The sequence below is a fragment of the Domibacillus sp. DTU_2020_1001157_1_SI_ALB_TIR_016 genome, from assembly GCF_032341995.1.
Lineage (GTDB): Bacteria > Bacillota > Bacilli > Bacillales > Domibacillaceae > Domibacillus > Domibacillus indicus_A.
In genome coordinates, this window is the sequence record NZ_CP135439.1 from 2,794,937 (window position 1) to 2,820,993 (window position 26,057).

The window sequence follows — 26,057 nt, forward strand, 5'->3', positions numbered from 1 at the left end:
AGGGTGTAGACAAAATAAGAAAGCAGGCTGATTGAAAACACCTGCTCTTCCAGGAACGCCGCCGACTGAGAAGCGGAGTGACCGTTTTCGGGTCATGAGCATTCGCAGACGGCAAGTGACGCCGAAAACGGACGTTTGCGGGCAGCCTTATTCAACGAGGCGCAGCCGGTAAAGCCGGCCTGCCGCTTCTTCGATTCGCTGTGCCGCTCCTTCTTCAAAGGCAACTAAAAAACAAGTAGACGGTCCGGCTGATTTTTTCATATCCAGCTCGCAGCGGCCCTTTTTGCCGGAAAGCTGCTCAAGCTCATAGGCAATTCCTTTTGACCCGACAGGTAAAACGGCCCGGACACCTTCCATTTTGACGATTTCATGAAAAACAGCAAGAGGCGCTACATCTTCTGCGCATTCCAGTACTTCATTGCCGACGAGCGGCCTGCCGACAACGCCGTACTGTACTTCGCTTCCTTCCACACAGCCGGCTTCCCGAGCGGGCAGGCCGATGATGACCATGCCGGCGGCTGACTGAAGCATACTGAAGTTCGATTCTGTACTGCCGGTCACCTCCAGTGCACAGCCAAGCTCAGCAGCCGCCCGCTGAGCCCCTTCCTTGAGCGGCTTCCATGCCGCATCTCCGGAGAAATTATGAAGAACTGCCGCAAACGGCTCTCCGCCAGCAGCAATACATTCCATTAAAGCAACCCGGGCTGAAAAGTAACCAACTACTTCATACGGAGCCCGGACGGCATCATGCTCCTTTTCTCCAATAGCGCCGCTGTTATCAGCAGCGATAATCAGTCCGTTTGTTCGAATTACATCACGCATAAAAACGTCCATACCGTTTCTTAAATAGAGGTACAAGGCGAGGAAGCAATATATAAGCGGCTGCACCGTTGATCAAAGCAGCAACTCCAATCGCCGGTACCGAGCTTACATAAAACGCCATACCCATAAAGGGGATAAAGGGCGCCGGCAGCACGATTCCATTTAAAAAGACAAAGACCGGCAGGGCCAGCCATTTCCAGCCTGATCGGTACATCCTGCCGAACACCCACATAACGGCGGCCATTTCCGCTGCCACAATCCCGTGCAGCGGCCCCATCGGAAAGCCGCCGAACAGCGCTGAGACGATATGGCCAAAAGCACCGATCAAGGCACCTGCGGCCGGGCCCAGCAAAACCGCACCAATCAGTGCCGGAAATGAATCAAGCGCCACACTTGAAACAGGTGCCGGCACTTTTATCATCCCGCCCGCCACAGACAGCGCAATAAACAGTGCCAGCCAGCTTACTTTTCCCGCTCTCATGATTTGTCCTCTTTCCGTTTTCCTTTCCGGAAAACATTCGCGCTCCGAACGTACTCCACATCTTTCACACCTTCACGAAAGTTAATAACACGGGCAATGGCAAAGAAATAGTCTGATAAACGGTTTAAATATTTCAGCGTCACCGGGTGCACTTCTTCACCCGTGCGCATAAGCGCGACAACAAGACGTTCCGCCCGGCGTGCTACTGTGCGTGCCAAATGAATATGGGCAGAGCCTTTTGAGCCGCCCGGCAGGATAAATCGTTCCAGCTCCGGCGCTTCCTGAATATACGTGTCAATTTTTACTTCCATGTTATCAATCGATTCCTGCTGCAGCTTAAAACCGCGTTTCCCATTGATCGTAGCTAGATCACCGCCACAGTCAAACAGTTCATGCTGAATGGTTTCCAGATCCGCCAGAATATCATGAAAATTGACCGGGTCAAGCTCAGTCATCGCTATGCCGACAACTGAATTTAATTCATCAACTGTGCCATAGGCGTCTACCCGGACATTGTCTTTGCCAACCCGTCCTCCGATAATGCTCGTTTCTCCTTTGTCGCCTGTTCGTGTATACAGTCTCATTCTGTTTCCTCCTTTATTGTTTCGGCAATACCATACCAGACGGTGTCTACACGTCTGGAGGCGGCTGCCGTATCTTGAAAACACCAGCCCGCTGCATCACGGAAAAAACGGTCAAAAGCATTCATTGGCACAATGCCTTTTGTAATATCCGTCCCAATTAAAATCACTATTCGGTCTTCTTTTTGCCACTTCTCCAGCTGTTTTCGAAACAGCAGCCGGGCTTCCTCCGGTGTTTCAGACCGCTCCAGCAGGGCACGTATATACCGCTCTATCCCTTCCAATACAACGATTTCTTCCCTTAATTCAGGTGCTTCCTTTTCTTTATAAAACGAATGCCACTGGTGCGGTTTCTGCTCCAGCCCATAAAAAGCGGTCACCCATTTTTTCTTGCCGTTAAAGGCACCGCCCGTAACGAAGTGCATCGTTTCCCCCTCCTCATGTCGGCCAGGCTTCCCGAAAGCTCGAACCCCTGCCCATTTTCTGATGTCCATTCACCAAATCCTTTTGCTTCCGGCGCCCGAACCGATAATAAATGGCGGATCACACCCCCATGGGTCACAAGCGCCGCACGCTGGATGTTCCGCTCAGCCATTTCGTTTAATACATCGCGAAACCCTTCTTCCACCCGTTTGGCGAAGGAGGCATACGAATCGCCGCCCGGTACTGGAAGAGAGTAGTCCTCAAGCCAGCGCTGATAAGCAGGTTCATGCTCCAGCTCAACATGGGTTTTCCCTTCCCACTCCCCAAAATGAAACTCACGCAGTTTGTCGAACACGGTTTGCGGCTGCGCCCAAAACACTGAGGCAGTTTGCCTGCAGCGCACTAAATCACTTGTTACGATCCAATCATACTCTGCCATTGGCCGCCCAAGCGCCGCTCTTCCGCTTTCGCTGAGCGGCACATCGGTCCAGCCGCAGAATTGCTTCCTCTCGTTTGCTTCTGTTATTCCATGCCGAAAGAGACCGACAGCCACACAATCATCCATAACAGCAGTTCCGCTCCTTCCTGTGAAGCACCGAGTAAATCTCCGGTCATTCCGCCGAATTCTTTTTTCATGGTGCCTTTTATCCATATAAAATATATCCACGAAGCACCTGCCATTACCCAAAACATAGGGTGAAGTGTATAAACAAGCACAGCGATTAGGAAAAAACAGCCGTAGACAAATGGCAGTGAAGCAGAGCGCCCTTGTTGAAAAAAAGCAGCTAAGCCTTCTTCTTTCGCCGGCGGTACGTACTGAAGCAGAAGGCCGGTGAGCGCCTGTGCAAAAAACGGAATGAGAACGATGCTGTATGTATATCCGCTGCCAGCACGCACCGTTTCGTAAATAAATAGAAATTTAGCTGCTAAAAGCAAAACAAGGGCCAGGACTCCGAATGCACCCATATGGGGATCTTTTAAAATAGCAAGCCTCTTTTCCTTATCACGAAAGGAAAAATGGGCGTCTGCCCAGTCCATCCATCCGTCCAAATGCAGTCCTCCGGTTAACGCAATGGGCAGCAGCCAGACAAGAAATGCAGCGGACAGCACTGAAAAGGGACTCCATTCCAGCAGCATCCAAAAAGCGCCGGCATAGATACATCCTTTCGCAATGCCAAGCAGCGGCAGTAAATGCAGAACAGCTTTTCGCTCAGCCCGCTCCATGGGCAAAGTTCGGTGCAAAGGAACGATCGTAAAAAATTGCAGGATGATCCCGGCAGCGTATAAGTAGGATTTCATTGCCGATCCTCCAAAATAGCCTCAAACGCCGGCCAATCAAGATACTTCTCAAGATGAGCGGCAATCCGGTCATAGGTGCCATCCCGGTTTATATCTGCCGGCGGCCGCTTCGTCAGACCCTTTTCCAGACGAAGCCTATTCAGCCAGTCGGCTCGAAAAGCATCATTGTAAAATAAATGATGTAAATACGTACCGCAAAGCCGCCCATCTTCTGAACGATAGCCGTCCGCATGCGAAGCCCCCGTTAAAAATGGCGGGCCGTCTACGGTCGTCCGGCCAAAGTGAATTTCATAACCGGACAGTGGAATCCCATTCGCTGTTCCTGTTGTACGGATGACCGTTTTTTTCTTTTGGAATACCGTATCAGCCGGAATCAGGCTAAGTGCTCGTTCAATCGAACCCGGCACCCCGGTGTCACGGCCTTCCGGATCAACCAGCTCTCTTCCCATGAGCTGAAAGCCGCCGCATAAGCCCATAACCGTTCCTCCTTTTTCGGCAAAGGAACAGATTTTTTGGGCGAGACCGGTGTCTTTTAAAAAGCGGAGATCCGCAAAAGCGCTTTTTGTACCTGGAATAATGACCGCATCCGGCTGCCCAAACGTATCCGCACTGCCCACCCAGTGCACACTCACATCTTCCTCAAATGCAAACGGTTCTATATCACTTCCATTGGATACGTACGGCAGACGGATAACAGCAAGCTTTATATGGGCTCCCTCCCGGTTTACATTGCGGATCGAAAGAGAATCCTCTCCTTCAAGCGCATGCCCCGGCAAAAACGGAAGAACCGCGAGAACAGGAATACCCGTATAATCTTCTATCCACTTTTTCCCGTCTTCAAAGAAAGCAGGGTCACCGTGAAACCGGTTTATGATAATGCCTTTTACCCTCCTGCGTTCTTCTTCCTCTAAAAGAGCGAGTGTTCCGACAAGCGAGGCAAACAGGCCGCCGCGGTCGATATCTGCTGTTAAAAGAACAGGCACATCCGCAAGCTCCGCCGTTTTCATGTTCACGACTTCCCGTTTTTTCAAATTCATTTCAACGGGACTGCCAGCACCTTCAATCACAAGTGTATCGCCCAGCCTTTCTGCTTCTGCCAGCCCTGTTTGAATAGCGGAAATGGCCTGCTCATAATAGGACTTTCTGTACGCCATGCCAGACATGACTTCAAGCCGTTCCCCAAACAGCACAATTTCCGACGAGCCATTGCCCGCAGGCTTTAAAAGCAGCGGATTCATGAAGGGACTGGCCTCAAGGCCCGCCGCCTCGGCCTGCAGTCCCTGCGCCCGGCCGATTTCTTTTCCGTCGGCTGTCACGTAGGAGTTATTCGATACATTTTGCGGCTTAAATGGAACAGGCCGGTATCCTTTTTGCAAAAGAAGACGGCAAAGAGCCGTCGCAACGAAGCTTTTTCCCGCATCGGAAGAGGTTCCTTGAATCATCACTCCGCGCATAAAATCCCGCCTTTCTTGACAATGGGAATACCGTGCTCTACTAAAATAGCAGTCTCGCATTCCTGTACAAGCCGCTGGTGAACCAGGCCGAGCTTTTTCGCATACTGCGCCGTCAATTCACCCGGCATCGGCTCGAATGACAGCTCGTTGGAAACAAGAACGACCGCATGCGCCCGGCCAGCCAGCGAAAGCAAATCACTTACGATTCGTTCGTCTGCTTCGGAGACTGGCTTGTCCTCACGAAAAAACTCACCGGCCAAAAGCGTTGTAATACAATCGACCAGCAGTATATCAGACGGCGCTGTCTCGATCTGGCCCAGGTCGACAGATTGTTCCACCGTTATCCATCTGGCACCTGAGTTTGCCCGGCGATCTTGATGGTGCCGGATACGTTCCTTCATTTCGCTGTCTGTCCGCTGTCCGCATGCTGCATAAACGAGCCGGCTTTCCTCATAGGCCAGCTGCATCGCTAGCTTTTCAGCCAGGCTGCTTTTTCCGCTGCGGACACCTCCTGTAATAAAAACGATCATTGCGCCTTCCACTCCTTTAAAGCAGTGAGCAGATGCTCATTTTCCACCCTTCCTTTGACCGCGGAACGAAGCCATTTTCCATCCAGCCCGCGAAAGTTTTCTGTATGGCGCAGGACGACACCTTTCCCAAGCAAAAAGCGGAGCAGCGGTTTTTGGTCAACGAGTGCCGGATCCCGCAGCAAATAAAAATTTACAGCAGATGGAAGAACCATAAATCCTGCTTTCGCCAGCTCACTTGCGGTCCAATCCCTTTCCTCTTCAATCCACTTTCTCGTCTGCTCGGCATGGACCGTATCCTGCGCGATTCTTTCGGCGGTCCGAAGCGCAATCGCATTTACATTCCAGTGAGGCTGGTAAGGTGTAAGGGCATGAATGATTTCCTGTGAAGCTGCCACGTAGCCGATGCGCAGGCCGGCGACCGCGTACATTTTCGTCATGGAATGCAGCACCGCTAAATGCGGAAACGAAGCAATCTCTGTGATCAAAGACTCCCTGCTGTTAAAATCATAAAAAGCTTCATCCACAACAATCCATGTGCCAAACAGGCGGGTCTGGCGAAGCAGCGCAAGCAGCTCTTCTCTTTGAAACACCTGTCCGGTTGGATTGTTTGGCGTGCAAAGAAACAGTACGGCTGCTTCTTTTGCCTGCTCGGCCAGTTCTTCAATTGGCAGCACCCAGTTTTCCGGATCAACCGGCACATGCCGGATCTCGCAGCCGTACGCCCGGCAGGCATCTTCATATTCCGAAAAAGCCGGCGTTGCAATCACCACTTTGCGGCCGGCCGCATGGCGGGCAATAAAATGAATAATCTCAGCCGCGCCATTGCCGAGCAAAAGATTTCCCGAACCGATAGAAAATCGGGCGGCAATGGCTGCTTTGGCTGCTTTACCGGACGGGTCCGGATAGTCTTCCACCACTTCAAAAAGAGACGGCCATGTTTCTTTGAGCCAGCGGGGCGGCCCATACGGATTTGTATTTACACTAAAATCTATCATGCTTTCCGGTTTTTCTACGCCCGATGCCTGATATAAATGACCGGGGTTAGCCCCATGTGATGGCAGCTTCATAAATGATCACTCCTGCAAGGAACAGCAGCACAAATAAATAAGCAGCTCGTTCCATTAATTTAGCGGCTTCGATAATGTGTTCCGCGCGGCGGAGACGAATGGCATCTCCCATTCGGGCACGGTCTGACACAATACCTTTGTATGTATTTAATCCACCCAGCTCAATTTGAAGCAGCCCCGCTACAGCTGCTTCGCACCAGCCGCTGTTTGGCGATGGATGCTTTTTCGCATCGCGCCGTACGATATGCCATGCATAGCCCCGTCCTCCCTGCGGCTTTTTGGCCGCTAAAATAAGCAGGACGGCGGTCAAACGGGCAGGAATAAAATTAACGATATCATCAAAACGGGCAGATGCCGTGCCGAATCTGCCGTACCGTTCGTTTCGATATCCAACCATCGAATCACACGTATTGACAGCACGGTACAGGAGGGCGGCTCCGCCTCCGCCAACCATTGCCCAAAACAGCGGAGCGATCACGCCATCCGATGTATTTTCTGCGACGGTTTCTACCGCCCCGCGCGTAATCTCCCCTTCATCAAGCTTTTCCGTGTCACGCCCGACGATCCACGAAAGCTTATGGCGCGCTTCCTTCATATCGCCGGCAATGAGCGGGTGATACACATCCATTCCTGCTTCTTTCAAGCTTCGCGGTGCAATTGATGCCCAGATCATGACGGCTTCTAAAGTAATAGAGAAAAAAGGATGAATACGGGCAGCGAGCGCCAGCGCGCCAAATGAACATACGCCGGTCATGAGAAGAACAACGGCCAGCATAGCCAGTCCTTTTTCGAAACGGCGGTCTCCTTTATTCCACTTTCTATCCAACAAAGCAATCAGCGCGCCAAACCATTTAACCGGATGCGGCCAGCTGCGCGGATCACCAACAAGCCGGTCCAGAAACAGGGCGATGACGATCGCCGCAGCATGACCGATCACAGGCCGCCCTTTCTGCGGGCTGTTTTTTCAAGAGACGCCGTCACCGATTGATAGACCGCCCGGCCAATCGCAATGCCAAGCGGCGTAACCGATCCGGCAAACTGGTGATAGGAACCGTTCTGTGTTGCTGCTATTAATATACTATCTGTTGAGGTGCCCGTTGCCGTTGTTCCCGTATTCACATCCAACACTCCTCTATCCGCAAGCGCTTTTGTTTTTGCCTCGGTAGCTGTCATAATCCCTTGGACAAAAGCTTCTTCCGATAATTTTCCGTTTACAAAAACCCATATATTGATCGTTCCTGGCGCAGGATGCTGCTTCCAGCTGCTGCGCGGATGCGTAACATCTACTGCATTGCCGGCACCGGCTGTTGCCACCGCAAAAACAGAAGCATCTTCCTGCACTTCTTTTCGCCAGTCTGCATCCTCCATATAAACGGCCGTCATCATTCCAACGGTTTCCTGCAGGTTAAATCCATTTTGCGTAAAATAAGCAGCAGCTTCCTGCTCATAGTTATCGATATTGTAATGCTTGTCCACATGACGGTTTACAAACGTGTTCCGCCATCCCCATCCGGCGCCAATCACACCGGATGACAGCGATTTAAGGGGGATGGGTGAACGAAGCACCAGGTGCCCGCCATGATGCTCAAGCAAATGCGCATCAATGTCAACAGCTTCTTTTGACAGGACCCTTTCCGGCAGGATACTGATCTGTGGCTTTGGCACTTCCGGATGCGGCTGCTTTTGCACCTCTGTGCTGTACACATCCCGAATCTCCTGCTCCACCATCAGATCAGTCGGCTGGCCGAGCGCATGAATTCTTCCTTTGTTCATAAGCAGCAGCCGGTCGCAGTATAAAGAAGATAAATTTAAGTCATGAAAAATGGAAACGACCGTTAATCCATCTGCTGTCATTCTTTTCAGCAAATCGAGCAGGTCTTTTTGAAAAGGCAGATCTAAATGGTTGGTCGGTTCATCAAGCAGCAGGATTTCCGGCTCCTGCGCCAGCGCCTGCGCAAGGAAAACACGCTGCCGTTCACCGCCGGACAGGGCAGACAACGGTTTTTCAGAAAACGCCGCTGTTCCGGTCCGCTGCATCGCTTCCTGTACCATTTCTTCGTCCCTCTCAGTCCATGATTTAAAAAAACCGGTTTGGTGCGCGTACCGTCCAAGCGACACCGTTTCTTTTACCGTATAGGCAAACTGGCTGGACGTCATTTGCGGAAGAACCGCTATAATGCGCGCCAGCTCTTTCGGACTGTATGAATCAATCGGTCTTCCCTTTATGAGAACTTCTCCCGCAGCCGGCTTGATCAGCCCGCTGATCATATTCAGTAAAGTTGATTTACCACTTCCATTCGGCCCCAAAATACCGAATAATTCTCCCTGTTTAACAGAAAAGGATACGCCGCGGACAATAAGCCCGCTTCCGTATCCTCCTGAAAGCTCGTTCACTTGCAGCATCACGCGACGCCCCCTTTTCGTTTTCGGTTCATTAAAATAAGTGCAAATACCGGTGCACCAATCAGCGATGTAATGACGCCAATGGGCAGCTCTGTCGGTGAAATGATCGTACGGGCGGCAAGATCTGCTATAATCAAAAATCCACCGCCGGCAATCATGGACAAGGGCAGCAAATGTCGATGGTCAGGCCCGATCAAAAGCCGTACAAAATGTGGAACCACGAGGCCGATAAATCCGATTGTACCGGATACCGCAACGGCCGCTCCAGTTAAAATGGAACCTGCAATCAGTACGAGTATTTTCTTTCGCTGAACATTCACTCCCAGGTGTTTCGCTTTCTCTTCTCCAAATGACATGGCGTTTAACTCTGGCGCCAAGTACAGCAGAAGGAGTGCACCTCCTGCAAAAAACGGCAGCATCAGCTGTACATAAGGCCATCCCCGCATTGACACACTGCCAAGCAGCCAATTGATGATTTGCCGGAGCTCTTCCCCCGTAAGGGCAATCATGAGCGAAATAAATGAGCCTAAAAACGAACTGAAAATAATACCGGTTAAAATAATGGTTTCAAGTTTCATCGATCGTTCAATGGCCTGCGCAAACAGCAGTACACAAAAAATCGTCAGCACAGCCGTCACTATACTTACAACGGGAAGCGTAAAGCCGCCCAGAAACGGAATAGATACATGAAAAAACAATACAAGAACCGCTCCTACCGATGCACCCGATGAAACGCCAAGGGTATATGGATCCGCCAGCGGGTTGCGGAGCAAGCCTTGAAAAGCAGCTCCCGCAATCGCCAGTGAGGCCCCAATCAGTCCTGCCAGTACAACGCGGGGAAAACGGATTTCCCATACAATATTATCAATGGACGGATCTATATTCCCTTCCGTTCCAACGATATGATGTGCTAGAATAGCCGCAATCTGGCTAAATGGTACCCTAATCGTTCCCGCTGCTGTTCCGGCAAATGCGGCAGCAGCCAGAAAAATCAGCGCAATGATGTAAGCCGTTTTTTTATTGAGCAAAAACGTCTGGGTAGACCGCTTCCGCAATGGCTTCAGCCCCTTCTACAAGGCGCGGGCCAGTCCGGCTTGTAAGATCCGCATTTACTTCAAATACTTCTTTATTTTTTACTGCATTTACATTGCTCCAGCCTTCACGCTTCAACACACCATTCACTGCGTTTTCAACATAACCTCCATAGTTTAATAGGATAACATCTGGATTTTTTTCAATAACCGCTTCTTCTGTTACCTGCGGCCAGCCCTCTTGGTCGGCCATCGTGTTATTAATATGAAGCATGTCGAAGATTTCATTTAAAAACGTACCATTTCCTGCTGTATACAAGGTCGGATCTACTTCAAAGAACACGCTTTTTTCGTTTTCTTCTTTAATAGAAGAAGCTTTTTCTTCAAGGTCGGCAAAGCCAGCTTTTAATTCTTTTACTTCTGTTTCTGCTTCTGCCGTTGTTCCTGTTGCTTCACCAATTAGCTCAAATGATTGATACATTTCATCAATACTGGCTGCATTGTTGATCACAAGTACATCAATACCAGCATCACGAAGCTGTTGAATACCTGTTTCCGCAGCAGCCCCAGCAGAATCATGCGCCAGCACTAAATCCGGCTTTAAGCTGATGATTTTTTCAACGTTAAACTCCATTCCGCCTACTTTTTCTTTGTTTTTAACATCTTCAGGATATGTATCATTATCCGAAACTCCCACAACTTCCTCACCCAGCCCAAGCTCATATACAATCTCCGTATTGCTCGGCGCGAGTGTAACAATACGTTTAGGCGCTGCCTCAATTTCTACTTTTTGATTGTCGGCTCCTGTAACGGTCACAGGAAAAGCAGCGGTTTCTTTCGCCGGCTCATTTTCTTTGGCTGTATCAGTCGTTTTTTCTTCCCCGCCTCCGCAGCCTGCTAAGAGTGCTGCTGATAGACCAAGTGTGATCCACGTTTTTTTCATTTGTATTTCCTCCTTTTTTAACACACAAAAAAAGCACCTCTGTTTAAAAAAAGGCGCATGAAGAACCCGAAATCAGGGTTCGTCACACCACCTATCCGCGCAGGTTTTTGGTGCATGAGCAGGGCAGGTCTCCTGGCTTATGTTCATCACACCCGGCGCCTTCCCGTGCTTTTGCACAGTGGCAAGTCTGCCGGATGCTCCCATTTACAGTGGCGGGACCGCGCTGGACTTTCACCAGCTTCCCTTTTCAGAATCCGCACAAAGCGGCTTCACCTTGCTCATTTCCTATATGTTTTCCGTCATCGCTCATTATACCCGAAGAAGAGTCGAAACTGAATACTTTTTGAATATTCCGTTTTGAAGAGTGAGATAAAGGTTTATTGTTTAAAATAAGTGGAAGAGAAGGAATAAAGGAGGCGGGCTCCATGAACGGACTAACAGTCTTTCTGATTTTGGCCGTTATCATCATTGTAGGTTTTATCCTAATCCGCTTTATCCGAGGCTCATCCTATCCTGCCGATGCGCCTAAAGTCGACAGGCCGCCAGATGAAGAGGGCCAATTTATTAATCATCGTGACCATTCACATGATGACAAACTTTAAAAAAGAAAAAAAACGGCTCCACCATAAACAATATGTTGGAGCCGTTTTTCTGCACGTTTAAAAAACATAATAATAAGGAAGAAAAACGATCCACTCCCGAACTTTACTTTTCGTGTACCGGTTTTTCAGCAATCAGAATGCCATCTTCGTCTGCGTACACATATTGCCCTGGCACAAATTCAGCGCCGCCAAATGTGACCGAAATATCCCTTTCTCCCTCGCCTTTTTTCACACTTTTAAACGGGTTGCTGCCGAGGGCTAAAACACCGATATTTTGTTTAGCAAGCTCTGCTGTATCACGCACACAGCCATTGATAAGGATGCCTGCAAGTTTTCTTTCTTCCGCAATTGCACCAAGCAAATCGCCAACAAGTGCACAGTTTTTTGAGCCGCCTCCATCCACTACAAGAACATGCCCGGACGGAATCGTCTGCAACGCCTGCTTTACAAGTACATTGTCTTCAAATACCTGCACGGTTGAAATAGGCCCATGAAATTGCTTTTTGCCCCCGTATGACTTCAGCTCAAGTCCGACGAGCGTGAGTTCTTCTGCATAATGATCACATAAATCAGCTGTTTTAATCACCTTTATCATCTCCCTTTTCCTTTAGGTTCGACAAAACCTGGTTGATCCCTCCAGGTTTTCATGGAGAAAACCCAGGGAAAAGAATGATAATTCATTTTGCAGGGAGGTTTATCATGAAACAGGTAATTGGCTTATTTGATGGAGAAATTGATGTGATTCGTAAAATAGAAGATTTAAAAGTAGAAGGATATGATCCCGCTAAAATAACAGCTCTTACAAAGGATGCCGATGTATACTTAACCATCCAAAATCGGACGGAAGCAAATGTAGAAACCGCGGGCCCTTCCTTAAAAGAAAAAGTAAAATCGATTTTTACCCGTGAAAAGCCGGTGAAAGACGTACTTATTGACTTTGGTTTATCTGAAGAAGACGCGGAAAAGTATCACAAGGAGCTTGCAAAAGAAAAAGTGCTGCTCGTCACTGACGAACAGCACTCCGGTACTGTTTAAATAATAGCTGCACTGCTTCGCCGGCAGCACCCGGAAATGTTTTTTCACCAAGTGCCCGCAGTGGTACGATTTCTTGAATGGAATTGGTTACAAACACTTCGTCCGCCGCTTCTGCCTCGGCCGGCGTATACAGGCCTTCCTCAACGCGGAGACCTGTATCACGGGCAATATCCATGACAAATCGGCGGGTAACGCCGCCCAAAATACCTGTTTGGAGCGCTGGCGTGTACAGCGTTCCTTTTTCGATCCAAAACATATTCGATACTACGCCTTCTGCGACAAACTCGTCTTCGGTCAAAAATATCCCTTCTATAGAAGGATCACTCCCGGCTTCCCTTTTCCCAAAAATATTATTTAAATAATGATGGGATTTCAGCCGGCTTTCACCTTCCGGACGGTTCCGCCTCGTTTCAAGCCAAACACCCCTTTTTTCGGTCATTGGCCCGGCAGGTGCCAGCTTTTTTTGAAACACGATCACATTTGGTTTTTGATACGGAGCGGTCTGCAGCCCAATGTCTCCTTCTCCGGCTGACACATTAAACCGGATGTACGCATCACGCCATCCGTTTGCTTCTTCCAGCTGCGCTAAAATATCCAGCATTTCTTCACGCGCAACCTGTAGATCAATATGAAGCTCCTGCAAGCTTTGATTAAGCCGGTTTAGATGCTCGCCGAGTAAAAAAGGCCTTCCATCATACGTGCGAAACGTTTCAAATACGCCGACACCATATAAAAATCCATGGTCAAACGGAGAAATACGCACTTCACTGTTCGGGATAACCTGTCCATTTACGTATGTGAACATGGCCGCTCCTTGTACGTATCCATAAAGTTTTGCAGCATTTCTTTTCCATATTCGGTCATGATAGACTCTGGATGAAACTGGACCGCTTCCACCGCTAGTGTTTTATGGCGGATGGCCATAATTTCACCTTCCTCTGTCCAGGCCGATATCTCAAAGCAGTCCGGCAGTGTCTCTCTTTTTACAATCAGTGAATGATAACGGGTCGCCCGAAATGGGCTTGGCAATCCTTTGAAAATGGTTTTGCCATCATGAAAAACAGGCGACGTCTTGCCGTGCATCAGCCGCTCGGCGCGCACAACATCACCGCCGAAGCTTTGTGCAATCGACTGCTGGCCAAGACAAACCCCAAAAAGCGGAACCCGGCCTGACAGCTTTTCAACTGTCTCCAGGCTGATTCCCGCTTCATTTGGTGTGCACGGTCCCGGGCTGATCATTACAAAATCCGGTTTCATCTCCTCAATGGCGGCAACGGTTATTTCATCATTCCGCCGGACAACCAGATCCTCACCAAGTTCTCCAAGATATTGAACAAGGTTATACGTAAATGAATCGTAATTATCAATCATCAAAATCATGTGTGTGCATCCTCCGCAAGTTCCATCGCCTTTAACATGGCGGCTGCTTTTTTCAGCGACTCTTTGTATTCATATTCCGGCTTTGAGTCAATGACAATGCCTGCACCGGCCTGGACATATCCATAGCCGCCCGCACTGAGCATGGTACGAATGACAATGTTTAGTTCCATATCTCCGTTATAGCCAATCCAGCCGATGGAGCCGGTGTAAATGCCGCGGCGTACCGGCTCAAGCTCTTCAATAATTTCCATCGTCCGCACTTTTGGCGCTCCGGTAATCGTTCCGCCCGGGAAAACAGCGTCAATCACATCAGCATTTGTTTTCTTTTCCGCCAGCTCTCCGCACACATTAGACACAATGTGCATGACATGTGAATACTTTTCAATGACCATAAATTCATCCACATGAACAGAGCCGTAGCGGGAAACACGGCCCAGGTCATTGCGCTCCAAATCCACAAGCATTACGTGCTCCGCTCGTTCCTTTTCATTGTCGATGAGCTCTTTTGCAAGACGCTCATCCTCAGCGTCATCCTTACCGCGTGAACGTGTCCCGGCAATCGGCCGGGTTGACAGCTTCTGTCCGCTTTTTTTCACCAGCAGCTCCGGCGAGCCGGAAACGACTTGAAAGTCCGGTGTTTGAATATAAGCCATATAAGGAGAAGGATTCAAGTTGCGAAGCGCCGCGTACACAGCAAGCGGCGGTACGGTGAGGGGACGGGCACGGCGAACCGATAAATTCACCTGAAACACATCTCCTGCCGCAATATATTCACGAATCCGTTCAACCGCTTCTTTAAACTGTTCTTCCGGGAAAGAAACGTCTGTTTTATCCGTTCCCTGTCCAGATGTCCAATCTACCGGTCCTGCTGGGTCACCCCATGCTTCAAACCACTCATCCAGTCCTTCTTCCGTTTCGGCAAGCTGCATCACAAAAAGCTCATTCGTGTGATGATCAAACGCCGCCCACTGATCAAAAAACAAAAAGCATGTATCCGGCAGGCCGGTATCATCCTCAGCATGATCCGGAAGATCTTCGATAAACCGGACATAGTCATAGCTGATCCAGCCAATAGCGCCGCCTTGAAAATCCGGCAGCCCTTCCTTCCTCGGTACTTTGCGTTCGTCAAGAAGCGAAACAAGCGCATGAACCGGATTGCCGGCTATCCGCTTCTCTTTCCCATCTTTTTTTAAAACAAGTCCTTCTTCAGCGGAAACCGCGATGGCAGAAGGCTGAATACCCGCAAAGCTATAGCGTCCGCCCCGGCCGCTTTCAAGCAGTGCATGATGGGGCTCATTTTTTGAAAGTGCTGTATATTGGTGAAAAAATTGTTCATGTGTATATGACGTTTTTCGGTAAAAAATGTTCACGTGGTGCCACCTTTCGCATGTTGTTGCCCTTATCATAATACGGCGGCACCCATTTTGAAAATGTTATTTCACAGCGATAAAACGATTGACCGTAACGGGATATTTAGATGATACAAGCTCTGTCCAGCCGTTTAATACAGCTTCTTGTGCTGACTTGGCGGACAGCTGCTGAAATAAGATCGTGGAAAAGCCGGCCGCTTTTAGTCTCTCCCAGTAACCGGCAAGTGATTCGGCGTATGGATAGTCTGATGCCGAAGGCAGAGAGCTTGATTCTGCGAAATCCGCAACAAACCGGCCCCCTTCTTTCAGCGCTTCATAGGCTTTAGCGGTCCATTGTGCTCCGTCCGCATACGGATGAACAGACAGCGGCGCTGCTACTGTATCAAATTCATGCTGCTGAACCTGCGCAAACGAAACGACCGGCAAAACGGCTGCGCCTGCGTCTGAACACCGCGCTGTCAGCGTTTCAGAGCCGCCGATAATCATGACACGCTCTCCCTGCTGAGGTCGAATAGTAGTATATAAATTTCCTTGTTCAATCTTTAACGGCTTGTCTGTTTTGTTTTTGACGGTCATGACCGACGCCTCCTTTTTAAAAATAAAAAAACCTTTCTTCACGAAATAAGAAGAAAGGTTTTCTAGTTAGTCTTCTTATCTCTCAGCTTTCGCTGCAAGAATTAGCACCGTGCCTGCTATAGGTCGGTTGCCGGGTGTCATAGGGCTTGTCCCTCTACCTGCTCTTGATAAGATGTATGCAATTGTCCGTTTATTTGTTAAGGAGGATTATGACATGTTTCATTTTTCCTGTCAACCATGTTACAATTTTTAAAAAGACAACGGAGATGAAAAACATGAAAATTGCCTGTCTGCAAATGGATATAGCGTTTGGCGACCCGGGAGCAAATTACAGCCGGGCGGCAGACTTTTTAAAAAAAGCAAGCGAAGCCGGCTGCGAGCTGGCTGTGCTGCCAGAACTTTGGACAACTGGCTATGATTTAACGCGCTTGAATGAAATTGCGGACCGCGGAGCAGAGCGGGCCAAGCAGTTTTTAACAGAGGCAGCTCAAAAATACGGCATGCACATCGTTGGCGGATCGGTTGCCAATGATACGGGCAGCGGTGTTAAAAATACAATGATTATCGTTGATAAAGACGGCCGCCTCATTCATGAATACAGCAAGCTGCACTTGTTCCGGCTTATGCATGAGGAAAAATATTTAATTGACGGCGAGGAAGATGGTTTGTTTGAGTTGGCCGGTGAAAAGATGGCTGGATTTATCTGCTATGACATTCGCTTTCCGGAATGGTTCCGTAAACAAGTTGTAAACGGCGCCCGTGTTTTATTCGTTCCTGCCGAATGGCCGCTCGCCCGTGTAGACCACTGGCGCACACTGCTCACGGCGCGCGCGATTGAAAATCAGGCTTATGTGATTGCCTGTAATCGGTCTGGTTCCGACCCTGACAATCAGTTTGCCGGGCATTCTATGATTATCGGCCCGTGGGGTGAAGTGATTGCTGAAGCAGGCGAAGCGGAGGAAATGCTTATCGGTGAAATAGATTTTGGTGCGATTGATGAAATCCGCAGCCGCATTCCTGTTTTCGAAGACAGAAGAACATCGTTTTATTAAGCAAAAAGCGCCGCCGGCACATGCCGGCAGCGCTTTTTTTATGGAGCCAGGGGCAAGCAAAAACCCGCCCATTATGCGTGGACGGTCTTGCTCTTTCATTTCCATTCGTACGGTGTTTCCTGGTAGACGTAATAGTTAAGCCAGTTTGAATAAAGCAAATGAGCGTGAGAGCGCCATTTATTTGGCGGACGACTAGCAGGGTTGTTGCCTGGAAAGTAGTTTTCCGGCATGTCTATCTCAAGGCCTTTCGCACAGTCACGCTCGTATTCTTCCGCTAGCGTAGTTGCATCGTATTCAAGATGTCCGGTAATCATAATATTCCGCGCATCTTTTGACATGATGAGCAGCGGGCCTGCTTCTGGTGAAGAAGCGAGCAAAATCAGTTCATCATTCGCCTCAATCGCTTCCTGGCTGACATCTGTGTGGCGGGAAACCGGTGCCGAAAATACATCGTCAAACCCGCGCAGTAGTTTTACAGTCGGATCGGTGATTGCATGTTCGTATACACCAGAGCATTTTTTAGGCAGTTCAAACTTGCCGATGCCGTAATGGTGATACAGCGCTGCTTGTGCTCCCCAGCAAATGTGCAAAGTAGACGTTACATTTGTTTTTGCCCAGTTCATAACTTCCTGCAGCTCCGCCCAGTAGCTGACCGCTTCAAACTCCATCAGCTCAATCGGCGCTCCAGTAATAATCAAGCCGTCATAACGGCGGCTTTTCGCTTCTTCAAGCGTAATATAAAATTGCTCGAGGTGGGATTTACTTACGTTTTTAGATTCATATGTGGCCGTATATAAGAACGAGACATTCACTTGAAGCGGCGTATTACCAAGAAGACGCAAAAGATGAGCTTCTGTTTTTTCTTTTTCCGGCATCAAGTTCAGAATTAAAATATTAAGCGGGCGAATATCCTGCGTTCTGGCACGATCCGCGTCCATGACGAATATATTTTCTCTTTCCAGCACTTCGCGTGCCGGCAGCTGATGCGGTATATTAATCGGCATAATGTTCCTCCCTACAAGTCATAATGAATAAACAAACGATACAAACAGTAGCCAAATAGATATCCCCTGCTCTTGTTTCTGAAATCATTATAGACACCTTTTTCAGAAAAAAACAACCGTTCCAAATTATTATTCTAAAATAATAATTTGGAACGGTTGTTCGAATATAGTTTTAAGTTTTTCAGTGCATCTGCCAGCGCCGTATTCACCGGTTCATCCTGGTTTTGTTTTTTCAGGTACTGATTCACATCACGCTTCGTTGCCGCACCCTTGCCACTTTTTTGCTTTCTTTTTTCAAATGCAGACAGCTTCTCCCGATGGCCGCATTTGCATACAAACAAGCGGCCTTCTCCTTCGCCCCGCATTTCCATTTTCTTGTGGCAGTTCGGGCAGCGGGCGTTTGTTACACGGGCAACCTGCTTGCGGTAGCCGCATTCCCGGTATGAGCGAATATAACAGGAACAGACACGCCCGATACAAACTAACTTATCATTTAGTTGTTGTCACAAAATATCGAAAAAAATGTATTTCACAAAACATGATGAAACGACTGAAAGAGATCACAGACAGCCTCTTCGAAAAATGGAACTGCCAGGTAATTGAAATGAATGGCGAAGAGGATCATATACATATTTTGTTTGATGCCCCTCCTCAGATTAACTTAGTGAATACCATTAACAGCTATAAAACCGTTACATCGCGGTATATAAGAAAAGAATTCTCTCAGGAACTCTCTCGATTTTATTGGAAGCCTTATTTTTAGGGCCGAAGCTACATGATTTTAACGACAGGCAGAGCAACAATCGACGTGATAAAAAAATATATAGAGGAACAGGGAGAATAAAAACCTTAGCGCCTAACCCCCACTAAATCGGAGATCTTGAAGGGGGATGCGGCGCTAATTTTTTGTTCATCTATTATGAAATAAACTGCTCTTAAGCTAAACCCAAAAAACTATATTAAAAAAATAGTTGTTTCATTCTGAGAGAAAATACAAATTTTTTTATCAAACATACACAAGAACTAAAGGTATTTCTCTCATTGGTATGGGCGTTCTGAGAAGTTAAAACAAGCCAATGTGAGGGCAGAAATTATTCCTTTACCAAGTCAACTTTCAAAAGTTTTAGAATTGGATAAACCTAATAAGATTTTTCAAAATGAATTAGTAGCTTCAAGTACTGTTGATTCAGATAATCACAACATAAAAAAGTTTAACGAGCTATTTAAGTTAGACTTTGAAGATAGTAAAGATATGACGAACAGTTTAAAAAACAAGTTGTTAAATTACACATTGAGGGCCGGTCTGTTTCAGACTTAGCAACAGAATATAGGGTGTCCCCTACTTCTATTTACAAATGGATTAAACTTCATTCAAGCATAGAAACAACAATCACTCCTAGAAAATTAAATGAAATCCGTAAAGAAAATAGACGTTTAAAACAAGAGATCGAAATTCTTAAGCAAGCGATGTTTATTATCACTGCTAAATAGAAGCATCTAAACATTTTCCTCCTTAAAACTATGGTATATTAGACGGTACATAGTCAGTAAAGGAGTTCAAAGAAATGGCAAAAAGTGTAGTAATCGCCGAGAAGCCCTCTGTTGCACGCGATATTGCAAATGTATTGAAGTGTACGAAAAAAGGAAATGGATTTTTAGAAGGTGATAAATATATCGTTACGTGGGCATTAGGACATTTGGTTACGCTGGCAGATCCAGAGGCTTACGATAATAAATATAAAACATGGAATTTAGAGGATCTTCCAATGCTTCCAGAACGCATGAAATTAGTTGTAATGAAGCAAACTGGAAAACAGTTTAATTCTGTTAAGAGTCAGCTCGTTAGAAATGATGTTAACGAAATAATTGTGGCTACTGATGCAGGGAGAGAGGGAGAATTAGTCGCACGCTGGATTATTGAAAAAGCAAAAGTAAATAAACCGATTAAGCGTTTATGGATTTCATCTGTAACGGATAAAGCAATAAAAGACGGCTTCGCAAACCTTAAACCTGGAAAAGCCTACGACAATTTATATTCATCGGCCGTGGCACGATCTGAAGCCGACTGGTATATCGGATTAAACGCAACACGTGCTCTAACAACGCGTTTTAACGCACAGTTAAATTGTGGACGTGTCCAAACACCAACAGTTGCGATTATTGCCCAACGTGAAGAAGAAATTAAGCATTTCAAAGCACAGACTTATTATGGCATTGAAGCACAGACATCAGAGAATTTAAAGCTGACATGGCAAGACGCAAAAGGTAACAGCCGTAGTTTCGAAAAAGAAAAAATCGATACCATTGTTAAAAAGCTTGGAAGCCTTGATGCAGTAGTTACAGAAATTGATAAAAAGAAGAAAAAATCATTTGCACCTGGCCTTTATGATTTAACAGAGCTACAACGTGACGCGAATAAGATTTTTGGCTACTCAGCAAAAGAAACGCTAAATATTATGCAAAAACTGTATGAGCAACACAAGGTATTGACATACCCTCGTACAGATTCACGCTATATCTCTTCAGACATCGTAGGAACACTTTCAGAGCGTCTTAAAGCTTGCGGGGTTGGAGAATATCGTTCTTTAACAAACAAGATCTTAAGCAAGCCTATAAAAGCTTCGAAATCATTTGTCGATGATAGTAAAGTTTCAGATCACCACGCTATTATCCCAACAGAAGATTATGTAAATTTTTCGGCTTTTACAGATAAAGAGCGTAAAATTTATGACTTAGTGGTTAAACGGTTTTTAGCTGTGTTACTCCCAGCGTTTGAATATGAACAATTAACACTTCGTGCGAAAATCGGTAATGAAAACTTTGTTGCTAGAGGGAAAACCATTTTATCAAATGGTTGGAAAGAAGCATACGAAAATCGATTTGAGGATGACGACGCAGAAAATGATTTGAAAGAACAAATTTTACCTAGCATCGAACAAGGCGATAAATTAGATGTAAAATTAATTGTGCAAACCTCAGGTCAAACAAAACCTCCTGCACGCTTTAATGAGGCGACATTACTTTCAGCCATGGAAAACCCTACAAAGTACATGGACACACAGAACAAACAGCTTGCAGCAACTTTAAAATCAACTGGTGGCTTGGGAACTGTAGCAACGCGAGCTGACATTATTGACAAGTTATTCAACTCATTCTTAATTGAAAAACGTGGTAAAGACATTCATATTACGTCAAAAGGGCGCCAGTTGCTTGATCTAGTACCAGAAGAATTAAAATCCCCTACATTAACAGCTGAATGGGAGCAAAAGCTTGAAGCAATTGCAAATGGCAAACTGAAAAAAGAAGTATTTATTTCCGAAATGAAAAATTACACTAAAAAAATCGTTGCTGAAATTAAGGCAAGCGATAAAAAATACAAGCATGACAATATCTCAACGAAATCTTGTCCAGACTGCGGGAAACCAATGCTTGAAGTAAACGGAAAAAAAGGAAAAATGCTTGTCTGCCAAGATCGTGAATGTGGTCACCGTAAAAATGTTGCACGTGTTACGAATGCTCGCTGCCCTCAATGTAAAAAGAAAATGGAACTTCGCGGTGAAGGTGCAGGTCAAATTTTCACATGTAAATGTGGATATCGCGAGAAATTGTCTGCCTTTGAAGCAAGACGCAAGAAAGAATCTGGTGGAAAAGTAGATAAACGAAGTGTGCAAAAATATTTAAAACAGCAAGAAAAAGATGTCGAACCAATAAATAATGCATTTGCAGATGCATTAAAAGGAATAAAATTTGATTAAATTATAAAAGCAGAGGTATCTATCTACAAGTTTGGATAGGTGCTTCTGTTTTATTATTGAAGAGATAACATCCAAATAATATAGGGACTTATTTTCTTCTATTATTTTTGCGTGCCTTTTTTGTTAATCTTAATTAAAATTCTTCAGAAAAAACTGCACATAATTCATCAAAAAATGAATTATGTGCAGTTTTTATTAATGAGTAAAAAAAGCATTTAGATATTCTTAATTTATCAAGGCATAAAGAGCTTTTAGGAATTATGTACATCGCATTTTATAGATATAAATCAATATCGGTCGCAATGACGATGGTCGAGACATCTTTTCGCAGAAGCTGTGCTTTTACCGCATGAAACTGCTTGCTCGTCTGGCGGATCACCACGGTTTTCAACGTATTTGGCATAAGCGGCAGATCCACTATGTTCCACGTGTTATATTGATCGCCGTAGCCCTCCGGATCTGCGTGTGTCACAAGGTGGCCAAGCGCCCATGTGACAATATATTGATTTCCTTCTAAAAATGCGTTCCCTTTTTTGCTGCATCCTAGAACGCGGGCAATATCACGGGCAACGGATGGTTTTTCTGCAAGTACAACGGTTTTGCTCATATAACCATCCTTCCTATTGGTGCACTGTTTCTATATATATCACACACCCAAAAATTATTCTGAAATATCAACCAGAAAAAGGACAAGGGTTAGCGCATATAAGTAAAAGGGAAAAGAACGAAAAAAGGAGGCGATTTTGTGCGAATTTTTTGGCTTAATTTAATTGGCTTTCTTGTCGTTGTGGCCGTAAACAGCCTGGCAAACGCTGTCCCCCTTAATGGACAGACGACCGGCGAGATTTCCGACAAAATAAACGTTCTTTTCACACCGGCCGGCTATGTATTTTCGATTTGGGGATTCATTTATTTTCTGCTGCTTATTTGGCTGCTTCGGGGCTTCAAACCATCTCATATTGATCGGAAGGTTCATGTACCCTTTTTATTCAGCTGTGCCTTTAATGCAACATGGATTTTTCTTTGGCACTATGAGTTTTTGGTACTTAGCACGCTGGTGATCATCGCACTGCTCGTTTCACTTATCATCATTTATTCACGCATCGAAAGGGAACACTTTTCTTTTTGGGACCGGTTTCCATTTTCAGTTTATCTCGGCTGGGTCAGCGTGGCTGTAATGGCTAATATAAGCTATACCTTAACGTACTATAAATGGAACGGCTTTGGCCTTTCGGCTGCCATCTGGACGATTCTTCTGATTGTTTTAGCTTCTGTACTGGCTGTGACGTTTCGCTTTGCACACCGGGACCCCGTGTATCCGCTTGTGTTTGTTTGGGCCTTCTTTGGCATCGCAGCCCGAAACTGGACAGATGAGCCTTTTATCGCCTTTACAGCCGTCGGAGCCGCTTTAATTGTTTTTCTCTCTTCTCTCTTCTCCCGCAAAAAATAGTATACTGAAAGAAAAAGAAGAGGAGGAATACCTATGTTTGCGCAAAAAAAAGGCGACATTCCTTATTTACTTGGCCTCATTTTTTTCTTTGCTGCCATTATTTATTTTTTCGCCGCCAACTGGCCCGGGCTTGACCGTCCGGTGAAAATCGGTTTAAGCATATCGGTTTTGCTCCTTTGTGCCATACTGGCTTTTTTATACCGCAGAAGCCGCACATTTGCGTATCTCGGCAACTGGTGGCTGCTGCTGTCGGTTGTTGCGTTTGCGGTGGCCGCCGCGCTCATTGGCCAGATGTATAACTCACATGCGGATTCATACGTGCTATTTTTCGTTACACTGATCCCTGCCGTTCTCCTGGCCGCCTTTACCCGTTATCGGCCGCTGTACTGGCTCGCATTTTTACTGTTTGAGCTCACTTTCTGGCTGAAGCTGTACCCAACCGGTGCCTTTATTACCTACACGAATGGCGAGCAGCTGCTCATTTATTTAGGGGCCATTCTTTTGCACGGAGCGATTTATGTTTTCTGGCGCAAACTCCAGGAAGAAAAGCTTTCGTTTATATCTCTGGTTATCATGCAGGGGTGCGCGGTTTATTTGCTCGATACGCATATGCTTTATGATACGCTTGCCGGCAACATGGATTACCGTGCCGTTTTTCTGCTGCTTCATGCTGCGTATATTGTATTTATCGTTTTGTTTTGGAGAGCGTTTATCGGTTCACAAAAAAGCCATCCATTTGAATTAGGCGTTCATCTTTTGTTTTTCGGGTTGTACGTGGTTCCGAACGTGTTTTACATGACCTACCAGCTGCTTGGAGAATTTATTTTTTACACAGGTTTTCCGATGCTGCTTTTACTTTTTGCTTTTAGTATTATCGGCCTTCGAAAAATTGCCTCTTCCGGCAGCATGCGTGATCATAAATGGAGACGGTACACGATTACTTTTTTCACAGGAGCCCTGGCATTCATCGGCACACTGATTGCCGTGTTTTCTCTGAGCTCGTTTGTCGGCATGCTTTTTGGGTTCAGCGGAAACTTTTCGCTCAGCTTTCTCGTTCTCGCCCTTCTTTGCACGGCTGCAGGCCTGGCTGTAAAAAAAGAATCGTGGCTGGTGGTCCGTCTTACACTTCAAATTACCGGACTTATCTTTTTGTTCTCTTATCTCGTGTCCGAATGGGATCGTACCTGGACGGCTTTTCTCCTTGCGGTTCCGCTCGTGCTGTTGACTGTACTGCTTTTTAAACGAAATGAATCCATTCTTTATTATATATCAGCGAACGCTGTGCTTCTGTATGGCATTTTACGCCTGCTGACAGAAAATGATGTATCGCTTTCTGTTAGCACGTGGGTGTTATTCTCGGCTGCTGTAGGAAATGCGGTCGTGTTTCTTTCTTTCAAAGAGCAGCCTGTCGGCATGGCTGGTTTTTGGCTGTCTCTTCTCTTTATGCTTTACTCGCTGACTGAAAAAGGCTGGGATTCTCTTTTTCTTCATGCCGTGTTTCTTTTATATATTTTCTGGCACCTTTTTAAGCCTGCCTCGGAAAGAAGGCTGTACCGCTGGCCGGTCTGGGCAGCTTTTATCGGCTTTTTTATCTGGAAATACTATGAATACGCCTGGCTGCTTTTGCATAAGTCGCTTTCTTTTTTACTGATCAGCCTGCTGTTTTTCATCCTTTGGTTCATCTGGGGAAGAAAACACACCGTCCCGGTTCCCGTCAAAAAATGGAGCGCCGGCCTGTTTGCAGTGGTGCTTGTGCTGCAAGCTGCCTTTTTAATCACGACTGCCTGGCAGAAAGAACAGCTTCTTCAAGAAGGAGAAGTGGCTGCGCTGGAGCTTGCTCCTGTGGATCCGCGCTCCCTTATTCAAGGAGACTATGTTCAGCTTGGCTACACCATCGGTACAGTGTACAGCGATCAATTTTATAACAGCTCTACAGCTCCTCCGGAAGGCAAAATCAATGTGTCCTTAAAGCCTACTTCAAAGTTTATATCCTATAACGGAAAACAGATTCCAGTCTATCAAGCAGAAACGTTTACGCACCAGCAGCCAGACGGCCTGTTTATAAAAGGTTCCGGGCGATATGGCACATTAACCCTCGGTATTGAGCATTTCTTTATTCCTGAAAATACAGGAACAAAGTGGGAGCAAAAAACACATGCAATTATCCGCATCGCTGAAAATGGAGATGCCCTTTTAGAAACCATTCGCTAAAAAAACGGCCCGATTTCTTTCGGGCTGTTTTTTTCGAAAGCTTTTACTACCGAAAGTGAGCAGGAGACTTTTCTGGAAATATCATTTCTCAAAAAGAGCCGATAGGGGAAGCCGGCCGGACTTCGCGCCCCTTAGGGCAGTGCGGGAGCCTCCTCGGCGGACGCGTCTGCGGGGTCTCCCGACTCACTGTGCATCCCGCAGGAGTCTTCGTCCGGCCAGCTTCCCCATTTGTTTCGAAAAATCAGCAAAGAAGGCATGTCAATCTCCGCTTTTACCGCTTTAGTGATGGGGGCAAGTAGATCTGTCAGGCTATAAAATTCTGTTCAACCACACAGGCGGCGGGTGTGCGGCGAAGACTCCTATGGGACAAGCGGGTCGGCTGAGACCGGCTGGGCAGCTGTGCTGCAAAGACGGGCTCAGCGCCTGCCCCATGGAAAGCGAAGCCGCGCGCCCGCCGCCTTATCGACTCCCGTCCAAACACCCCACATCCTTACGCTTTAAAAACGAAAGAATGTCCCGGAAAACGATTTTATTATCTAGATTCTAAAAGCTCAGTTTCTTTCGGGCTGTTTTTGTCATGAAATTGTA

26 protein-coding genes, 3 pseudogenes and 2 riboswitches are annotated in these 26,057 nt (G+C 46.8%); of the genes and pseudogenes, 8 read left to right on the top strand and 21 right to left on the bottom strand.

Annotation, left to right across the window (positions count from 1 at the left end; genetic code table 11):
- Positions 1 to 147: 147 nt before the first annotated feature.
- The 13 genes from RRU94_RS22410 to RRU94_RS22470 are packed head-to-tail and all read right to left on the bottom strand — an operon-like array spanning position 148 to position 11,034.
- A complete protein-coding gene (locus RRU94_RS22410) occupies positions 148 to 822 on the bottom strand; it encodes a type 1 periplasmic-binding domain-containing protein (protein WP_315693062.1) in 675 nt (224 codons plus the stop codon).
- Complete coding sequence (locus RRU94_RS22415) at positions 815 to 1,303, bottom strand: ECF transporter S component (RefSeq protein WP_315693063.1); 489 nt, start codon at positions 1,301 to 1,303, stop codon at positions 815 to 817. Before RRU94_RS22415 ends, RRU94_RS22410 begins: the two co-directional genes overlap by 8 nt.
- Positions 1,300 to 1,887, bottom strand: a complete 588-nt coding sequence (locus tag RRU94_RS22420) for a cob(I)yrinic acid a,c-diamide adenosyltransferase (RefSeq protein ID WP_315693064.1) — start codon at positions 1,885 to 1,887, stop codon at positions 1,300 to 1,302. Before RRU94_RS22420 ends, RRU94_RS22415 begins: the two co-directional genes overlap by 4 nt.
- Complete coding sequence (locus RRU94_RS22425) at positions 1,884 to 2,309, bottom strand: bifunctional adenosylcobinamide kinase/adenosylcobinamide-phosphate guanylyltransferase (RefSeq protein WP_315693066.1); 426 nt, start codon at positions 2,307 to 2,309, stop codon at positions 1,884 to 1,886. Before RRU94_RS22425 ends, RRU94_RS22420 begins: the two co-directional genes overlap by 4 nt.
- Positions 2,261 to 2,872, bottom strand: a complete 612-nt coding sequence (locus RRU94_RS22430; RefSeq protein ID WP_315693068.1) for a histidine phosphatase family protein — start codon at positions 2,870 to 2,872, stop codon at positions 2,261 to 2,263. Before RRU94_RS22430 ends, RRU94_RS22425 begins: the two co-directional genes overlap by 49 nt.
- Complete coding sequence (gene cobS / locus RRU94_RS22435; protein ID WP_315693069.1) at positions 2,830 to 3,606, bottom strand: adenosylcobinamide-GDP ribazoletransferase; 777 nt, start codon at positions 3,604 to 3,606, stop codon at positions 2,830 to 2,832. The genes RRU94_RS22430 and cobS overlap by 43 nt, the downstream gene beginning before the upstream one ends.
- Entirely contained in the window at positions 3,603 to 5,060 is a 1,458-nt protein-coding gene (locus RRU94_RS22440; protein WP_315693070.1) for a cobyric acid synthase, read from the bottom strand. The genes cobS and RRU94_RS22440 overlap by 4 nt, the downstream gene beginning before the upstream one ends.
- A complete protein-coding gene (locus RRU94_RS22445; RefSeq protein WP_315693071.1) occupies positions 5,048 to 5,590 on the bottom strand; it encodes a bifunctional adenosylcobinamide kinase/adenosylcobinamide-phosphate guanylyltransferase in 543 nt (180 codons plus the stop codon). Before RRU94_RS22445 ends, RRU94_RS22440 begins: the two co-directional genes overlap by 13 nt.
- Positions 5,587 to 6,657 carry a threonine-phosphate decarboxylase CobD gene (cobD, locus tag RRU94_RS22450; protein WP_315693072.1) on the bottom strand — a complete coding sequence of 357 codons (1,071 nt, stop codon included), beginning with the start codon at positions 6,655 to 6,657 and terminating at the stop codon, positions 5,587 to 5,589. Before cobD ends, RRU94_RS22445 begins: the two co-directional genes overlap by 4 nt.
- A complete protein-coding gene (gene cbiB / locus RRU94_RS22455) occupies positions 6,632 to 7,594 on the bottom strand; it encodes an adenosylcobinamide-phosphate synthase CbiB (RefSeq protein ID WP_315693074.1) in 963 nt (320 codons plus the stop codon). Before cbiB ends, cobD begins: the two co-directional genes overlap by 26 nt.
- Positions 7,591 to 9,060 (bottom strand): adenosylcobinamide amidohydrolase, encoded by a 1,470-nt coding sequence (locus tag RRU94_RS22460; protein WP_315693075.1) that lies wholly within the window; start codon positions 9,058 to 9,060, stop codon positions 7,591 to 7,593. The genes cbiB and RRU94_RS22460 overlap by 4 nt, the downstream gene beginning before the upstream one ends.
- Positions 9,060 to 10,115 carry a FecCD family ABC transporter permease gene (locus tag RRU94_RS22465; protein ID WP_315693076.1) on the bottom strand — a complete coding sequence of 352 codons (1,056 nt, stop codon included), beginning with the start codon at positions 10,113 to 10,115 and terminating at the stop codon, positions 9,060 to 9,062. Before RRU94_RS22465 ends, RRU94_RS22460 begins: the two co-directional genes overlap by 1 nt.
- Entirely contained in the window at positions 10,078 to 11,034 is a 957-nt protein-coding gene (locus RRU94_RS22470) for an ABC transporter substrate-binding protein (RefSeq protein ID WP_315693077.1), read from the bottom strand. Before RRU94_RS22470 ends, RRU94_RS22465 begins: the two co-directional genes overlap by 38 nt.
- A gap of 104 nt (positions 11,035 to 11,138) precedes the next feature.
- A riboswitch (cobalamin riboswitch) is annotated at positions 11,139 to 11,326 on the bottom strand.
- Positions 11,327 to 11,459: 133 nt separating this feature from the next.
- On the opposite strand from RRU94_RS22470, the gene RRU94_RS22475 reads away from it, so the two are divergent.
- Complete coding sequence (locus RRU94_RS22475) at positions 11,460 to 11,636, top strand: hypothetical protein (protein ID WP_251272051.1); 177 nt, start codon at positions 11,460 to 11,462, stop codon at positions 11,634 to 11,636.
- A gap of 103 nt (positions 11,637 to 11,739) precedes the next feature.
- Here the strand turns inward: RRU94_RS22475 and rraA are convergent, their stop codons facing one another.
- Positions 11,740 to 12,222: a ribonuclease E activity regulator RraA gene (gene rraA, locus RRU94_RS22480; protein WP_315693080.1), complete on the bottom strand. Its 483-nt coding sequence runs from the start codon at positions 12,220 to 12,222 to the stop codon at positions 11,740 to 11,742.
- 113 nt (positions 12,223 to 12,335) lie between these two features.
- Between rraA and RRU94_RS22485 the strand changes: the two genes are divergently transcribed.
- Entirely contained in the window at positions 12,336 to 12,671 is a 336-nt protein-coding gene (locus RRU94_RS22485) for a general stress protein (RefSeq protein WP_315693081.1), read from the top strand.
- Here the strand turns inward: RRU94_RS22485 and pabC are convergent.
- The 4 genes from pabC to RRU94_RS22505 form a co-directional block, all read right to left on the bottom strand.
- Entirely contained in the window at positions 12,640 to 13,476 is an 837-nt protein-coding gene (pabC, locus tag RRU94_RS22490) for an aminodeoxychorismate lyase (RefSeq protein ID WP_315693082.1), read from the bottom strand. The two genes, RRU94_RS22485 and pabC, sit on opposite strands and share 32 nt — an antisense overlap.
- The gene (gene pabA / locus RRU94_RS22495) at positions 13,461 to 14,051 is read right to left on the bottom strand and encodes an aminodeoxychorismate/anthranilate synthase component II (RefSeq protein ID WP_242233872.1); all 591 of its coding nucleotides are present in this window, start codon (positions 14,049 to 14,051) and stop codon (positions 13,461 to 13,463) included. Before pabA ends, pabC begins: the two co-directional genes overlap by 16 nt.
- Positions 14,048 to 15,421, bottom strand: coding sequence for an anthranilate synthase component I family protein (locus RRU94_RS22500; protein WP_315693083.1), 1,374 nt, complete (start codon positions 15,419 to 15,421; stop codon positions 14,048 to 14,050). The genes pabA and RRU94_RS22500 overlap by 4 nt, the downstream gene beginning before the upstream one ends.
- 63 nt (positions 15,422 to 15,484) lie before the next feature.
- Entirely contained in the window at positions 15,485 to 15,997 is a 513-nt protein-coding gene (locus RRU94_RS22505) for a class I SAM-dependent methyltransferase (protein ID WP_251272057.1), read from the bottom strand.
- 72 nt (positions 15,998 to 16,069) lie between these two features.
- Positions 16,070 to 16,171: riboswitch (SAM riboswitch) on the bottom strand.
- A 101-nt stretch (positions 16,172 to 16,272) separates the two neighbouring features.
- Here RRU94_RS22505 and RRU94_RS22510 point away from each other — a divergent pair.
- Positions 16,273 to 17,049 (top strand): carbon-nitrogen family hydrolase, encoded by a 777-nt coding sequence (locus RRU94_RS22510; protein WP_315693084.1) that lies wholly within the window; start codon positions 16,273 to 16,275, stop codon positions 17,047 to 17,049.
- Positions 17,050 to 17,144: 95 nt separating this feature from the next.
- Here the strand turns inward: RRU94_RS22510 and metA are convergent, their stop codons facing one another.
- Both metA and RRU94_RS22520 read right to left on the bottom strand, forming a co-directional pair.
- Positions 17,145 to 18,053, bottom strand: coding sequence for a homoserine O-acetyltransferase MetA (metA, locus tag RRU94_RS22515; protein WP_315693085.1), 909 nt, complete (start codon positions 18,051 to 18,053; stop codon positions 17,145 to 17,147).
- A gap of 134 nt (positions 18,054 to 18,187) precedes the next feature.
- Positions 18,188 to 18,493, bottom strand: a pseudogene (locus RRU94_RS22520) (DNA topoisomerase III); the annotation flags it as partial.
- A 2-nt stretch (positions 18,494 to 18,495) separates the two neighbouring features.
- Here RRU94_RS22520 and tnpA point away from each other — a divergent pair.
- The 3 genes and pseudogenes from tnpA (at position 18,496) to RRU94_RS22530 (ending at position 21,808) form a co-directional block, all read left to right on the top strand.
- Complete coding sequence (tnpA, locus tag RRU94_RS22525) at positions 18,496 to 18,816, top strand: IS200/IS605 family transposase (RefSeq protein WP_315696102.1); 321 nt, start codon at positions 18,496 to 18,498, stop codon at positions 18,814 to 18,816.
- Positions 18,817 to 19,313: 497 nt separating this feature from the next.
- Positions 19,314 to 19,544 (top strand): annotated as a pseudogene (locus tag RRU94_RS25755) (transposase); the annotation flags it as partial.
- 74 nt (positions 19,545 to 19,618) lie between these two features.
- Positions 19,619 to 21,808, top strand: coding sequence for a DNA topoisomerase III (locus tag RRU94_RS22530; protein ID WP_315693086.1), 2,190 nt, complete (start codon positions 19,619 to 19,621; stop codon positions 21,806 to 21,808).
- A gap of 292 nt (positions 21,809 to 22,100) precedes the next feature.
- On the opposite strand, the pseudogene RRU94_RS22535 reads toward RRU94_RS22530, so the two are convergent.
- A pseudogene (locus tag RRU94_RS22535) lies at positions 22,101 to 22,415 on the bottom strand (toprim domain-containing protein); the annotation flags it as partial.
- Between the two features lie 138 nt (positions 22,416 to 22,553).
- On the opposite strand from RRU94_RS22535, the gene RRU94_RS22540 reads away from it, so the two are divergent.
- Positions 22,554 to 23,258 (top strand): TspO/MBR family protein, encoded by a 705-nt coding sequence (locus RRU94_RS22540; RefSeq protein ID WP_315693087.1) that lies wholly within the window; start codon positions 22,554 to 22,556, stop codon positions 23,256 to 23,258.
- Positions 23,259 to 23,291: 33 nt separating this feature from the next.
- Positions 23,292 to 25,469: a GDYXXLXY domain-containing protein gene (locus RRU94_RS22545; RefSeq protein WP_315693088.1), complete on the top strand. Its 2,178-nt coding sequence runs from the start codon at positions 23,292 to 23,294 to the stop codon at positions 25,467 to 25,469.
- Positions 25,470 to 26,057: the final 588 nt, after the last annotated feature.